We start from the raw sequence: 13390 nt of genomic DNA, 5'->3' as shown, positions 1-13390 counted from the left end.
TGGCTCTATTTGTGCGATATATACATTTCTTTTATTATCATAAAGGTACGAGATCAGTATTTCAAATGAAGTAAAAATTTCATTCAGTATACACTAGAGATAGATAATAAAATAAGAGAAAAGTGAGGTTTGTTTATCCTCTTCCCATTGCTGCGTATTTGCCAGATCTTCCTCTAAGGAAGAATGCTCCAGCAATACCACCGAATACTGCACCAGCAATAACTGCTGCACCAACTACACCACTGGCATCAAGATATGGAGTTCCTGAACCAGAAGAGGGGTTTGCTTCAGCTGCTGCGATTCTTCTTGCTTGAATCTCAAGTGCTTCTTCTAATGTGTATGATCCGGTTTCTCCTTCACTACCAACGTTACCCATGTATTGTGCAAATGCAACTGCATTTTCTGCATAGATTCCGATAGCGAAGACAGCTAGTAAGGATGCTGCTAATAGTATTTTTGTATTCATACCGTTTACCTGCTCGTTTTGGCGCCAGAGACTTATTTAACTTTTATTCTGAACCCCAAAATCGGGTTCAATGTACGAGATCAGTATAAGTAACGTTTAATTCTCTACCATAATGAGCCAAATTATGGGACGAATGCATACACACAGACATGGAAAATCACATTCTATTAGACCAGCTACACTTCGTGCACCATCATGGATTACTCAAAGTCCTGCAGAAATTGAAGAACTTGTAATAAAATACTCTAAAGATGGTTTGACTCCAAGTCAGATCGGAATTAAATTAAGAGATCAACATTCCATTCCTCTAATCAAACCAATTACAAAGAAAAGCATGGGTCAAATTTTAGAGGAAAACGATTTGAAAGCTGAAATGCCAGAAGATCTTGAAAATATTGTAAGAAAAGCAGTAGGTCTTCAGAAACATCTCAAAGCTAACAAAGGAGATAACAGAAATGTCAGATCTTTGGAGTTAATTGAAGCCAAGGTTCACAGACTATCAGTTTACTACAAAAGAATTGGAAGAATTTCCAAAACATGGAAGTATAAATCCGTGGTTGCTCAACTAGAGTAATGACAAAATCACTTGATGAATCACTTTCATTTTTCAAAGATAAAATTTCAGATTGTATAAAATCAAAAAAATCAATATCAGTTACAACCCATATTGATTGTGATGGATTAACTTCAGGAAGTATAATTACTAAAGCGCTAATTAGAGCAGGAGCAAATTGTACTGTTAGAACTTCAAAAGAATTTAGCAAAAATGTTCTAGAATCGCTCAAAACAGATTCCAGAGATTTTCATATAGTAACGGATTTGGGCGGAGGTTTTGCAAAGGAATTAGATAAAACACTTGGAGATAATTGGATTGTTCTAGATCATCATCAAATTTCAGATGAAGAAAAAGAGAATCAAAATGTAATAAATTCATGGAAGTATGGAATTGATGGGGGTTTGGAAATATGTGCTGGAGGAATGGCATATTTGGCCTCAGTGGCATTAGATGAAAGAAATACAGATTTGTCAGCAATTGCTGTTGTTTCAGCATTAGGAGATAGGCAAGACCAAGGAGAAAGAAAATCATTTACAGGGAAAAATTTTGAAATAGCCAATATTGCAAAAGAACAAGGTTTAGTCGACATAGATTTGGATTTATTATTGGTAGGACGAGAAACAAGACCACTTGCAGATGCCTTAGCATTTACATCTCAGCCATTTATTGAAGGATTAACTTGGAATAGAGATGCATGTTTTTCCATCCTAAATTCTGCAGGAATTAATTTGAAAGAAGAGGGAAGATGGAGAGTTCCAGCCGAATTAAACGAAGATGAAAAAAGACAAGTGATTGAGGCAATTACAAAATTTGCTTCTGGGAAAAATGTTACTGAAATTATGACAGAATTGATTGGATATACGTATACATTTCCAAGAGAAGATAATCGGAGTTTCTTACGGGATGGAAGAGAATTTTCAACAATGTTAAACTCTTGTGGAAGAATAAATCGTTCAGGGGTTGGAATGGCAGTTTGTATGGGTGATCGAAATAAGATCTTAAGAGAGGCTGAAACGATTCTCATAGATTATAGAAAGATGATTAGAGAATACATGAATATTTTATCCAATGAAAGATGGAGAATTTCAGAAAGTGAAACATGTGTAATGGTAAATGGTGAAGACATAGTTCCAGAAACAATGACTGGTACAATTTCGTCACTCATAGCAGGTTCTCCAAAAAATTCAGGGAAAATTGTAATTTTGAGAACAAAGGCTGAAGAAAATACAATAAAGTTCTCATCTAGAAAATCATTTGGATGTACATCAGACATCAATCTTAGTGAAATTATGAAAACAGGGGCTGAAAAATTTGATGGTATTGGGGGCGGTCATAATGCAGCAGCAGGAGCTAAAATAACTAAAGACAAATTGGATGAATTCCTCAACTATTTGGAAGTAAATGTCGTTAACGTGTCAAGTTCAGGTAATACTCAATAACATATCTAAAGAAAAAGCTGAAACAGTGAAAAAAGCACTAGAACCAGATAATGTGAATTTTCCAGAAGGATTAAGTCTCAATGTTAAAAATATTGATAACAAATTAATTTTTAATTTTGAAAGTAAAAAGAATATGAAGCAGCTCACTAGTACAGTTGATGAAGTTATGGAACATATTCAAGTTGCATTAAAGGTGATACAATAATGTTAGATCCAAAATTAATCAAAGAAAAACCCCAGATCATTCGGGATATGCTAAAAGCAAGATCCGTAGATTTTGATTTGGATGGGTTAATTGAATCAGATAAAAAAAGACGTGAATTTATTATCAAGACTGACGAATTACGAAAAAAGAAAAATGAGACAGGTATACAAATTGCAAAAATGAAAAAAGCAGGAGAAAATACAAGCCAGATATTAAATAAAATGATAGAAATTTCTGAAGAACAATCAAAATTAGAATCAGAGCAATTGGACATTGAAAATAAATATTCTAAATTAGCATTAACAATTCCAAATCTCATTCATGAATCGGTTCCTATTGGACCAGATGAAACAGCAAATAAAGAGATAAAGAACTGGGGAAAACTCCCCGAATTTGATTTCAAAATTAATGATCATATAGATATTTCAGAAAATTTAGATTTAGTAGATCTTGAAAGAGCTGCAAAAGTTGCAGGAGCCAGATTCTATTATTTGAAAAATGATCTTGTAAGATTAAATCAATCACTAATTCATTATGGGTTAGATTATCTGGCAAAAAAAGAATATTCTTTAGTTCAACCACCATACATGATTAATCGAGAATCTATGGAGGGAGCTGTCATTGCAGATGATTTTGAAGAAGTCATCTACAAAGTAGAAGATGAAGATTTGTACATGATTGGTACGTCTGAACATGCTATGGCGGCAATGAGATCAAAAGAAATTCTTGAAGGGAAAGATTTGCCATTAAAATATGCAGGAATTAGTCCATGTTTTAGAAAAGAAGCAGGAGCACATGGAAGAGATCAAAAGGGAATTTTTAGAGTTCATCAATTTGATAAGATTGAGCAGTTTGTTTTTTCAAGACCTGAAGATTCTTGGAAAGAGCATGAAAACATGTTAGCAGTTGCTGAAGAATTTTATCAGAATTTGGAAATTCCTCATAGAGTAATGCTACTATCTTCAGGAGATATGGGAAAGGTCTCAGCAAAAACATATGATATTGAAGCATGGATGGGAGGACAAAATGCATACAGAGAAATTGTTTCATGTTCAAATTGTTTAGAATATCAAGCAAGGAGACTAAAGATTAGATTTAGAGATAAAACAAATGAAGATACACAGTATGTTCATACTTTGAATAGTACCCTAATAGCTACAACTAGAGTTTTAGTATCAATTATGGAAAACAATCAAACTAAAGATGGACACATTAAGATTCCTACTGTTTTACAGAGCTATATGGGAAACCAGAAAGAGATCTAGTGACATACCCTTATATTTTGGGTTCAAAGGTCGTTAATAATTGGCACGTAGAAAAGGTCGAGTAAAGGACAAGTGGAGAGAAAAACGCTGGGTTACAGTACATGCTCCAGATTCATTTAACAATGTTCCAATTGCCTATGTTCCAATAACAGATGATGAGAATGCAGCTGGAAGAGTTTTAGAAGTTACCCTATATGACATTCTAAAAGGCGATCCTTCACAGCATCAATACAAAATCTATTTCCAAATTAACAAAGTTGAAGGTGATAAAGCATCAACAATTTTCAAGAGATATGAATATTCAAAAGAATTTTTGCGTAGTTTAGTTAGAAGAGGTTCTTCAAAAATTAATTTCATTATTGATATTAAAACAAAAGATGGTTACATCTTTAGAATAAAATTACTGGCTCTAACACATAGACAGCTAAATACATCAAGACAACATGCTCTTAGACTAATAGCTAGGGATGTGATCAACAAAACAATCCCAGAAATGACAATTGATCAATTTGTCCAAGCTACATGTTACAGTAAAATTAATTCAGATATAATGGCAGCATTCAAAAAAGTAATTAGAGTAAGACATGTAGGTCTTGAGAAAGTAAAACTTATCAGAACTGCAGATAAAGAAACAAAATTACTTGAAGCATAGCCAACAAAGTTAGTCTACAATAATGGCTCTAAAGATTGAAATTTCTATTCATGTAATCGTGCATGCAACAGAAGACATTTCAAAAATATTCCAATCTTTTGAAGATGTCTTAGATGTACAAGAAGAAGATTTTACAATTCAGGAAACAGAAGGACATTATGAAAATCCCATCATCATGTTAAATGCAAATATTGGAAAAAAACAGGCTCAAAATTTCATGAATGTACTACTTGAATCTCTTCCAGATGAACAAGTGAATAAACTAATTGAAGAAATTGAAGATAGAACAGAAGATTCTAGATTTCATTTAAGATTAGATAAACAGGAACTTATCAAAGGGAATTTAGTAATTCAAGAGAAAGGGACAATAAAAATAAAAATTCATACTCCGATTTATAACAAAAAAGACACCATCAAAATATTTTCTAAAATTTTTCAAATTGCCAACTAGATTAAATAGGAATAAAACAACTATACAATTTGGGAATGAGGAAATAACAGCCGCTCCAGTCTGAGCGAAAGCTTTGAAGACGCCGCGACGAACCGACCCCTTTTATCGATCATATTTTTGATGCATTGACTTTCTAGTCGATTTCATGGTATTATTTTAAATACGGATAGACAAACTCCAATATCGTGTCAGATTATGATGTAATAGTAGCAGGAGGAGGTCTTGCGGGCACTATTACTGCACAAGCTATATCTCATTACTCAAATCAAAATGCAAAAATTTTGGTTGTAGATAGAAATACAGAATTTCTACCAGGTAGAAAATCACTTGCAGGATGGGTATGTGGAGATGCATGTTCCAAAGAAGCAGTTGATTTTATGTCAGAAAGAATCAAAGTAGAATGGACTAGACCTGAAATCGAACATGATGTAAAAGGAGTCATGGCTTTCTCACCAGATTTGGATACTGCAATTCCTTTTGACGGTGCAGGGTTCATGTTAAATCGCCAAAAATTACCAGAGATTCAAAATGAAAGATGTAAAAAAATGGGTATAGAATTTGAATATGAAATTAATCTCACAGGTCTGATTTATGATGGACAACAAGCAGTTGGAATTCAAGGAGTAGATAACAAAACAAAACAGCCATACAAAAAAACAGCAAAAATTGTAATTGATGCAACTGGAGTTACATCCATGCTTAGAAATGGACTTCAAAACTCAACCAAAGTAGAGAAAAGAATCGATAGAAGAGATTTAGAATCTACTGGAAGATATATCATGCATTTTGAAAAAGGAGAGAAAAATCTTACTGAATTTGATCCTGACTATTGTATAATTCATTTAGATCAAGATATTGCACCAGGTGGATATGGTTGGGTTTTTCCAAAAGGAGAAACTAAAGTCAATATAGGTTTAGGAGTAGAAAAATCTCTTTTAGATAAAAGAAACAAAAGATTAGGAAAAAAAGATAATGTAGAATCATTGATGAAAGAATATCTTCATAGAAATACTGCAATCAGAAATCCAAAATTGTCTGAAGAACCACAAGACATCAATAATAATTCCGGAGTGTTCCAAGTTTCAGTAAGAAGACAAAATGATTGTATGGTTTCAGCAGGATACATGATGGTCGGAGATTCAGCATGGATGCCAAAACCAATTGATGCTGGAGGAATTGGACCAGCTTTGATTGCAGGAACAATTTTAGGAAATAATGTAGCCCAAGCATTAGAAGCAAATGATGTTTCTGAAGCAGGATTATGGCAATACAATTTGGATTATATCAAAGAATATGGTTACAAGACTGCAGGATTAGAACTTTTTAGAAGACTAGTCCAACAGATGACAAACGAGCAAATTAGCTATGGTATGAAACACTTTTTGGGAAATATGGATGTAGAATCAATTAGTAAAGGTGAACATCCAGATTTTTCAGGGTTAGGAAAAATTGGAATGATAATTAGAGGTGCAATGAACAAAACAGTTGCAGATGGATTAAGATTCACTTCAAAAGAAAATCAATGGTTAGTTGAACATTATCATAATTATCCTAAAGATCCATCAGGATTTGATGATTGGAATAAGACTCTTCATCAAAGAATGGATGCAGCATTTGCTAAAGTAGAAGCATTTGGATCTTAGATCTAATATTAAATATTGTTTTAATCATTGAAAACTTACTTTGGAGGAAACACAATATTTAGATTGGAATAATTCAATTGAAATTCTTAACAAAGCACATGAAGCAGGGCTTTTTGTGCTCATTATAGGTCCAAAGGGAACTGGAAAAACAACTCTAGTCAGAGATTTTGCAAAAAATAAGAATGTAAACCTAGAATCAATCAATTTTAGTCTCAGAACTAGAGAAAGTCATTTGGTTGGTACAAAGACTCTGACAGAAGGTACTGTAAGTTTTGATGAAGGGCTACTGATAAAATCCATGAAAAGTGGAGACATGTTATATTTGGATGAAATTAATTCAGCTGAGGCAGATGTTCTACTCAGATTAGATGAAGCATTAGATGATAGACGTCAAATTGTATTAAAAGAATCAACAGGAGAAGTGATTAAAGCCAAAGAAGGATGGTTTGTAGTTGCTACAATCAACCCATTAACACATAGCGGAACAAAAGAATTACCACCACAATTACTAAGTAGATTTCCAGTAAGAATTAGACTAGAATATCCACCAGAAAATGTAGAATTAGAAATTGTGAAAAAATATGTTTCAGGAGATCATGAAACAGAAATTGTTCAAGCAATTAAACTAGCAAATACGTTAAGACAAGCTGCAGCAGTTGAAGAATTATTTTATTCACCAAGCTTAAGAGAAACTATTGCTTTTGGAAAACTTTTAGACAAAGGAATGTCAGCAAAAGAATCTGCTGAAATTGTTTTTGGAAATGTATACACTCAATGGGGCAATATAGAATATCAAAAAGTTAGTGACATCATTACTTCGATGTTTGGGAATTAAATGCAAGTTATTGAACTTCAAAATGATTCGTTAGTAGAAATTGCAACTTTTCTTGCTAGACGATGGTCTGAAAAAGACGATGTCATTATTGAAATTTCAGACAAAGTAGAAACAAAAACAAGATTAAAAGAAAACAAAGTGATCTTAACTCCTTTAGAAAAAAGGATAGGAGATGATTTTCAAAAATATCGTCAATTTAGAACTTCATTATGGTATGAATCTATGAGAATAAAATATTGTAAAAAAATTCTTAGTAATGATCATGCTTTTGGGTTCATTCTCAATACAATGGAGACACAAAGAATTGAGCAATTAGGTAGAAAAATATGGAAAGGGATGGACAATGAAATTCTTTTCAATTATACATACATGCTTGTTGCAAGACCTCAACTACACACAGTATATGGAAAAGCAAGAGTGGTAGAGGCATTCTATCAATATTTCATGTTTGGAGTCATAAAAGGTGAAATGCAATCAAGCAATTTTGAAAAAATTAAAAAAGCATCTATTTTTGCAAAAAAAATTGTTAGACAAGCAATTGATGAAAAGAAAGATACAGATTGGGTTGAAAAAAATGTTAGTGAAATAATTAAGATTCTAGATATTGATTCTTTACTAACAATACCAATATCTTTACCATTTATGAAAGCTGGAATGGCCTTATCAAAAGATGAATTACTAAAAGTTTTGAAGATAATTTCTAAAAATAAAGAAGGAGAAATTGGAACTGTTGATCCAACATCAATTCTTAGAGGAGACGATGTATATGATGAATACAAAGTTTTGTTGGATGAAAATAAAAAAACTGAAAACAAAGGATTATCATCAGAAACAATTGGAATTCAAACTCCAACTATAAAGAATGTTGATGAAACAAAGATCTATGATTTGAGATTGATAAATGGTTTAAAAATGAAATTTAAAGAATGGAAATCAGGATGGACTGAACAACATTTAAGATCAGGAGATGAATTTGATGAAGAAAATTACATTGATGGTAATGAACCATTTTTTACTGATGTAAAAAAGTCAATAAAAACAAAAATTGTAATATTATTAGATCATTCTTCTAGCATTGCATCAGATGCCATTGAATACAAAAAAGCTACTTTGGCACTATGTGAAGTATTGGCATTTCTTAAAGTCAAATTTGCAGTTTATGCATTTAGTACAGAAAATAGAACAATGATATGTTGGTCCATCAAACCAGACAATGTTAAATGGAACAATATTACTGCAAAACGACTAGCACAAATTGTTGCAAATGGTTCAACCCCATTAGCAGAAGTTTATGACAAAATGTTTCCTATTCTACAATCAAAGAGGCCAGATATTTTCTTGACATTAACAGATGGAGAACCATCAGATCCTGACGCAGTAAGAAACATGACAAAATCACTAAAAGGATTGGGTATAAACATGGTTGCTCTAGGCCTAGGACCAAATACAGTAAGGGCCACAACTATCGCAAACAATCTAAGACATTTAGGATATGAAAAAACTATGGCAGTAAGCCGTCTAAGAGACATTCCAAACAAGGTCATCAAAATTTTAGACATCTAAATTGAAAATAGGCTGAACTAATTTTCTATAGATATTTTATTGAGAAAAAATCAGTAGATTTAGAAATTGTCAGAAAATCAAAATTACGATCCTGCATTATTACAAAAATTTGAAGAAGAAGTATGGAACAAAATCCCACACAAAGAAGGAGGCAAGATTGTAAATGCAACGCCATTAGTTGATCTAACTGCAGACTTGAAAGAGTGTGCCAAAAGTGTCTTTAAACTAAATCTAGATGACAAGGATTTCAAAATTTACGGAAAATTTGATTCAGAATTACTTAGTGGATCTATCAAAGTAAGAGCAGCATCACATATCATTCACGAGGCAATTAAATCTGGAAAATGTAATGGAAAAAGAATAGTAATTGAGGCTACATCAGGTAACTTTGGAATTGCACTAGGCCTATTATCAAAACTTGGAGTAACCGTAGTTGCACTTGTTTCAAGAAAATTGCAAGAAGGTGTCTTCAAAGAATTAAGAAATGAAAATATCAAAATTATGGATTTAGATATGGATATTTGTCCAGCTCCTGGAATGGAGAACAAGGCTGATGAGATGGCAGCAAAGGCAACTGCTGCAAATATTCGTTCACAATTAACTGAAATTGGATTTGATCCTCAAGTCTTTGACGATAACCTTGGAGAGATTGAAGAGCTACTAGCAAAACAAGATATCATTAATCTAGCAAGATTCTTGGCAGAGATTTACAATATGTTTTGCCCAAAACAATACGATAATGAATTAAACATTGACATTCACAATACAGTCACTGCACCTGAAATTGATCAACAGTTGCACGAAAATGGGGATTCATTAGAAGACTATGCACTCTTTTGTTCATTTGGAACAGGTGGCACATCAGGGGGTCTAAGCAAGTACATGTCTGAGAAATACAACAAAAAGTCTGTTCATGTTGTTTTTCCACCATTAGGCCAAGATGTAGCAGGAATCAGGACAAAATCAAAGGCAGAAGGCCTCACACTATACAACCCTGAATCATATACAGAACATGAAGTTGATTTTGAGAATATAAAATTCCTTCTCAAGTTTATGGTAGATAAGGGACATGATATTGGTGAGAGCAGTGCATTGGAGCTTTTTGCAGCACTAGAGATGGCATACAAGGGGGAAATCAAAAAAGCAGTGGTAATGATTGCTGATGGGATTGAAAAATACAGAAAGAATTTTGAGCAAATTTCACAAGATAAACCTCCAATGAAAATATCAGTAGAAGACGCAGCTGCTGTTGCAGATGATTATGACAATATAATTTGGGTTCACACACAATATACACCTAAAGAAGAAGGAATTGAAATTATTGCAAAATCACTAGGTGTTGACAAATCAAAAATTACTGTACCAAAAGCATCTACCATTAACAATCTATTATCAACACAACAAATTCCCGAAGAACTCAGTAAAGAGCTAGAAGGTTCCAAAGGAAAGTCATTACTTGTGTGTATGGCAGGAAATACATCACTTATGACTGCACAGGTTTTAGCTAGCAAAGGAATAGTTACTCAAAGTTTGAATGGTGGAATTACTAATTTGCCTGAAGGAAGAGGCAAAAACCCTGGAGAATACATTCAAGTAGCTAGAGAATAATTTGAAATGCCTTTCAATATCTCAACCATTTGCTGATTTAATAATTTTAGGAAAAAAAACTATTGAATTAAGAAGCTGGAATACAAGTTTTCGTGGCGAATTTTTAATTCATTCTCCATTAAAAGTTAGAACAGAAGATTCTAAAAGATTGAAGATCGGAAAAAAATTTGTAACTGGTGCAATCATTGGTAAAGCAATATTATATGATGTTAAACAATATAATTCAATTAAAGAAATCAAATCAGATAGAAAATTCCATTTTGCATCAAAAAAATTTCAAAACAAAACTTTTGGATTCATGTTAAAAAATGCCAAACCGTTTAGGATTCCAATTCCTTGGAAAGGTCAGTTGGGTTTTTTTGAGGTAAAAATTCCAAAAACTAAAATCAAAAACAAAGAGATTGTATCAGAAATTATTGATGAAGAATATAGATACCAATGGATTGGACATCATTAGAAAACAGAAAGATTGCAGAAAAGTTGGACTAGTATATATAAAGGGGATATATAAAGTCCCTCGTTATGCCTCAAACTAAGCCAATTGTCAGTGTTGAAAATGTAGTTGCATCCGCATCAGTAGATCAAAAAATTGATCTAATTGAAATTACAGAAAAATTTCCAGACACCGAATATCATCCAGAACAATTTCCAGGTCTTGTATTTAGATTAACAAATCCCAGAACTGCAACACTGATTTTCAGAACAGGTAAAATGGTATGTACAGGAGCTAAATCAGAAGAAATGGCGATAAAAGCAGTCAATACCGTTGTTCAAAAATTAAGAAAAGGTAAAATCAAAATTAAGAAAGATGCAGTGATTACGGTTCAAAACATAGTTGCAGCAATAAATCTTGGAGGAAAAATTCATTTGGAGAAAGCTGCAAGAACATTACCAAGAAGTATGTATGAGCCAGAGCAATTTCCAGGTCTCATTCATAGAATGCTTGATCCTAAAACGGTAATCTTGTTATTTGCATCTGGTAAACTAGTATGTACTGGAGCAAAAAAAGAATCAGATGTTTATCGTTCTGTTCATAACTTACACGCATTATTAGAAGAAAAAACTCTAATGATTTATGATCAATAGATTTTATAATAATTTTAAAAATTGGCCAGAGATATTTTTGAGGATGAAAAGATCAAACTGACTCCTGAAAAAGGATTCGATTTGGTTGGAATAGATTATTTTGCAGAGCCAGGAAATCAATTGTATCTAATTGAACATTTTGAAATGTATCAAGATGCTTTGAATGCAAAAAAAGACAGAAAGAATCCAGAAGAGTATTTTGTTCTGTACAAAGGCACAGGAAACGAATTTTTTTGCAGATAGATTAGAGAAATCATATACTTTACTAAATTTTACAAACTCTCTTATCATTTGGTGATAAATTTTAGAGGTTATGCCTAATGAGACCAGGGATTTGATTGATACATTTTATGAAAAAGATAGTAAAAATCAGACTAATCAAACATCAAAACAAATCATTCGAAAAAGTGCCAAGGCAAAATATCAGATTTTTGATGAATCAGAATTCACTCGTGGAAGAGAGGTTTTAGGGGATTTGATTGTGCACGGAATGATAGCCTCAGGAGGTACTGACATAGATTGGTTGATTGAACACAAAGGAAGTTTCATTATTTTAGAATTCAAGGGATTTCATAATGATAAAATCAACATAGCAAAAGGTCAAATGATCGCTTATGAAAAACTGCATGAAAAATTAAACATTGCAACTAAATGTTATCTGTATATTGTTGGATGTGACGATATTGATTTTTCCAATCCAGATTCAACGATATGGATTTTTGAGATGAATCAATGGAAGTCAGGTGCCATACCAAAGAATACTACAGATATTTACGGGGATGACATTGGTAAACAAAACAAATTCATTGTTTATCGGGAATACATGAATGAAATAAGCGTTGAAAGATTACGAGATTTGGTTGACTCTCATTGGAAAGAATTTGAAGGAACTATTTTGTAAATCCAAAAGTATTTGATTTTGTTTCTTTACCGTTATCTACTATTATTGTATAAGTTCCAGATTTTTCCCATCCTGAACCTCCTGCAATAGCTAGGGTAGAAAATTGTCCATTATTTTTTAATGAAATTTCTTCTGTCCATACTAATTCATTATTTTGGTTTTTGATTGAAATGTTAACGGTTCCAGAAATATCAGAAATCCCACTGATTGAAATGAGATCCTTGTTTTTGTATGATGTTAAATCGGTTTCAATAGACAATGAAGTTGGAATAGTGTCTATAGTATCTATTTTTGGAGTTCCAATTGTAACACCACTAAAGGATACTGCAGCAGCTATAATGATTATCAAGGCCAAACCCCCAATACCCAACATAATTTTTTTATTTTTTGGTTTTGAATAATTAATTTCAGGTTGAGTTTGAAATGATTGAGTTTGTGAAATAGAGGGAGTTTCAGGTATCACAACATCAGGTACAACTGGTTTTTGTTCAACAGTAGGTTGAGGAGATTCAGGTTTTTTTCCTAAATGTTTTTCAGCTAATTTTCGGACATAGTTTCTTTCATAATTACTAATAACTTCATTACGCTCACATGCCCTACAGATCTGTTTTAGAATTCTATCATCTCCAAAATCTTTATCCAAAAGAGCCTTTACATCATCCAGCAATGGATCTGTCATGTTTATTTTCTCTCAAAGTGATTATTTATGAATATATGTCA

At 32.7% G+C, this 13390-nt stretch carries 16 protein-coding genes; 14 read left to right on the top strand and 2 right to left on the bottom strand.

Translation table 11 applies throughout. The annotated features are described in order from the left end of the window. Positions 1-133: 133 nt before the first annotated feature. Positions 134-466 (bottom strand): hypothetical protein, encoded by a 333-nt coding sequence (locus tag K5781_RS05735; RefSeq protein WP_297441686.1) that lies wholly within the window; start codon positions 464-466, stop codon positions 134-136. 124 nt (positions 467-590) lie between these two features. Here K5781_RS05735 and K5781_RS05730 point away from each other — a divergent pair, with 124 nt between their 5' ends. From K5781_RS05730 to K5781_RS05665, 14 genes are all read left to right on the top strand, one after another. Further along, positions 591-1040 carry a 30S ribosomal protein S15 gene (locus tag K5781_RS05730; RefSeq protein WP_179360585.1) on the top strand — a complete coding sequence of 150 codons (450 nt, stop codon included), beginning with the start codon at positions 591-593 and terminating at the stop codon, positions 1038-1040. Further along, a complete protein-coding gene (locus tag K5781_RS05725) occupies positions 1040-2461 on the top strand; it encodes a DHH family phosphoesterase (protein ID WP_297441680.1) in 1422 nt (473 codons plus the stop codon). The genes K5781_RS05730 and K5781_RS05725 overlap by 1 nt, the downstream gene beginning before the upstream one ends. After that, positions 2424-2666, top strand: a complete 243-nt coding sequence (locus K5781_RS05720) for a KEOPS complex subunit Pcc1 (RefSeq protein WP_297441678.1) — start codon at positions 2424-2426, stop codon at positions 2664-2666. Before K5781_RS05725 ends, K5781_RS05720 begins: the two co-directional genes overlap by 38 nt. Continuing rightward, entirely contained in the window at positions 2666-3931 is a 1266-nt protein-coding gene (gene serS, locus K5781_RS05715) for a serine--tRNA ligase (RefSeq protein ID WP_297441676.1), read from the top strand. Before K5781_RS05720 ends, serS begins: the two co-directional genes overlap by 1 nt. Before the next feature lie 40 nt (positions 3932-3971). After that, on the top strand, positions 3972-4583 hold the full coding sequence (locus K5781_RS05710; RefSeq protein ID WP_297441674.1) for a 30S ribosomal protein S3ae: 612 nt from the start codon (positions 3972-3974) through the stop codon (positions 4581-4583). Between the two features lie 22 nt (positions 4584-4605). After that, complete coding sequence (locus tag K5781_RS05705; protein ID WP_297441672.1) at positions 4606-5034, top strand: RNA-binding domain-containing protein; 429 nt, start codon at positions 4606-4608, stop codon at positions 5032-5034. 185 nt (positions 5035-5219) lie between these two features. Further along, positions 5220-6677 carry an NAD(P)/FAD-dependent oxidoreductase gene (locus K5781_RS05700; protein ID WP_297441670.1) on the top strand — a complete coding sequence of 486 codons (1458 nt, stop codon included), beginning with the start codon at positions 5220-5222 and terminating at the stop codon, positions 6675-6677. 40 nt (positions 6678-6717) lie between these two features. Continuing rightward, entirely contained in the window at positions 6718-7512 is a 795-nt protein-coding gene (locus tag K5781_RS05695; RefSeq protein WP_297441668.1) for a MoxR family ATPase, read from the top strand. After that, positions 7513-9075, top strand: a complete 1563-nt coding sequence (locus tag K5781_RS05690; RefSeq protein ID WP_297441666.1) for a vWA domain-containing protein — start codon at positions 7513-7515, stop codon at positions 9073-9075. Positions 9076-9141: 66 nt separating this feature from the next. Further along, entirely contained in the window at positions 9142-10683 is a 1542-nt protein-coding gene (locus K5781_RS05685) for a pyridoxal-phosphate dependent enzyme (protein ID WP_297441664.1), read from the top strand. A gap of 1 nt (position 10684) precedes the next feature. Beyond that, positions 10685-11140 carry an ASCH domain-containing protein gene (locus K5781_RS05680; RefSeq protein WP_297441662.1) on the top strand — a complete coding sequence of 152 codons (456 nt, stop codon included), beginning with the start codon at positions 10685-10687 and terminating at the stop codon, positions 11138-11140. A 65-nt stretch (positions 11141-11205) separates the two neighbouring features. Beyond that, positions 11206-11769 carry a TATA-box-binding protein gene (locus K5781_RS05675; RefSeq protein ID WP_014965831.1) on the top strand — a complete coding sequence of 188 codons (564 nt, stop codon included), beginning with the start codon at positions 11206-11208 and terminating at the stop codon, positions 11767-11769. 21 nt (positions 11770-11790) lie between these two features. Then, on the top strand, positions 11791-12012 hold the full coding sequence (locus K5781_RS05670) for a hypothetical protein (RefSeq protein ID WP_297441659.1): 222 nt from the start codon (positions 11791-11793) through the stop codon (positions 12010-12012). Positions 12013-12082: 70 nt separating this feature from the next. Continuing rightward, positions 12083-12670, top strand: a complete 588-nt coding sequence (locus K5781_RS05665) for a hypothetical protein (RefSeq protein WP_297441657.1) — start codon at positions 12083-12085, stop codon at positions 12668-12670. Here K5781_RS05665 and K5781_RS05660 read toward each other — a convergent pair. After that, a complete protein-coding gene (locus K5781_RS05660) occupies positions 12660-13349 on the bottom strand; it encodes a hypothetical protein (protein ID WP_297441655.1) in 690 nt (229 codons plus the stop codon). The genes K5781_RS05665 and K5781_RS05660 overlap by 11 nt on opposite strands. Positions 13350-13390 lie beyond the last annotated feature (41 nt).

Source organism: Nitrosopumilus sp. (genome assembly GCF_025699255.1).
Lineage (GTDB): Archaea > Thermoproteota > Nitrososphaeria > Nitrososphaerales > Nitrosopumilaceae > Nitrosopumilus.
This window is presented reverse-complemented; position numbering and strand designations above follow the sequence as displayed.

What these genes read in the sequence shown, in the direction of transcription:
- K5781_RS05735 (WP_297441686.1), bottom strand. Translation starts at nt 466, where the DNA reads ATGAATACAAAAATACTATTAGCAGCATCCTTACTAGCTGTCTTCGCT.
- K5781_RS05730 (WP_179360585.1), top strand. Translation starts at nt 591, where the DNA reads ATGGGACGAATGCATACACACAGACATGGAAAATCACATTCTATTAGA.
- K5781_RS05725 (WP_297441680.1), top strand. Translation starts at nt 1,040, where the DNA reads ATGACAAAATCACTTGATGAATCACTTTCATTTTTCAAAGATAAAATT.
- K5781_RS05720 (WP_297441678.1), top strand. Translation starts at nt 2,424, where the DNA reads ATGTCGTTAACGTGTCAAGTTCAGGTAATACTCAATAACATATCTAAA.
- serS (WP_297441676.1), top strand. Translation starts at nt 2,666, where the DNA reads ATGTTAGATCCAAAATTAATCAAAGAAAAACCCCAGATCATTCGGGAT.
- K5781_RS05705 (WP_297441672.1), top strand. Translation starts at nt 4,606, where the DNA reads ATGGCTCTAAAGATTGAAATTTCTATTCATGTAATCGTGCATGCAACA.
- K5781_RS05690 (WP_297441666.1), top strand. Translation starts at nt 7,513, where the DNA reads ATGCAAGTTATTGAACTTCAAAATGATTCGTTAGTAGAAATTGCAACT.
- K5781_RS05675 (WP_014965831.1), top strand. Translation starts at nt 11,206, where the DNA reads ATGCCTCAAACTAAGCCAATTGTCAGTGTTGAAAATGTAGTTGCATCC.
- K5781_RS05665 (WP_297441657.1), top strand. Translation starts at nt 12,083, where the DNA reads ATGCCTAATGAGACCAGGGATTTGATTGATACATTTTATGAAAAAGAT.
- K5781_RS05660 (WP_297441655.1), bottom strand. Translation starts at nt 13,349, where the DNA reads ATGACAGATCCATTGCTGGATGATGTAAAGGCTCTTTTGGATAAAGAT.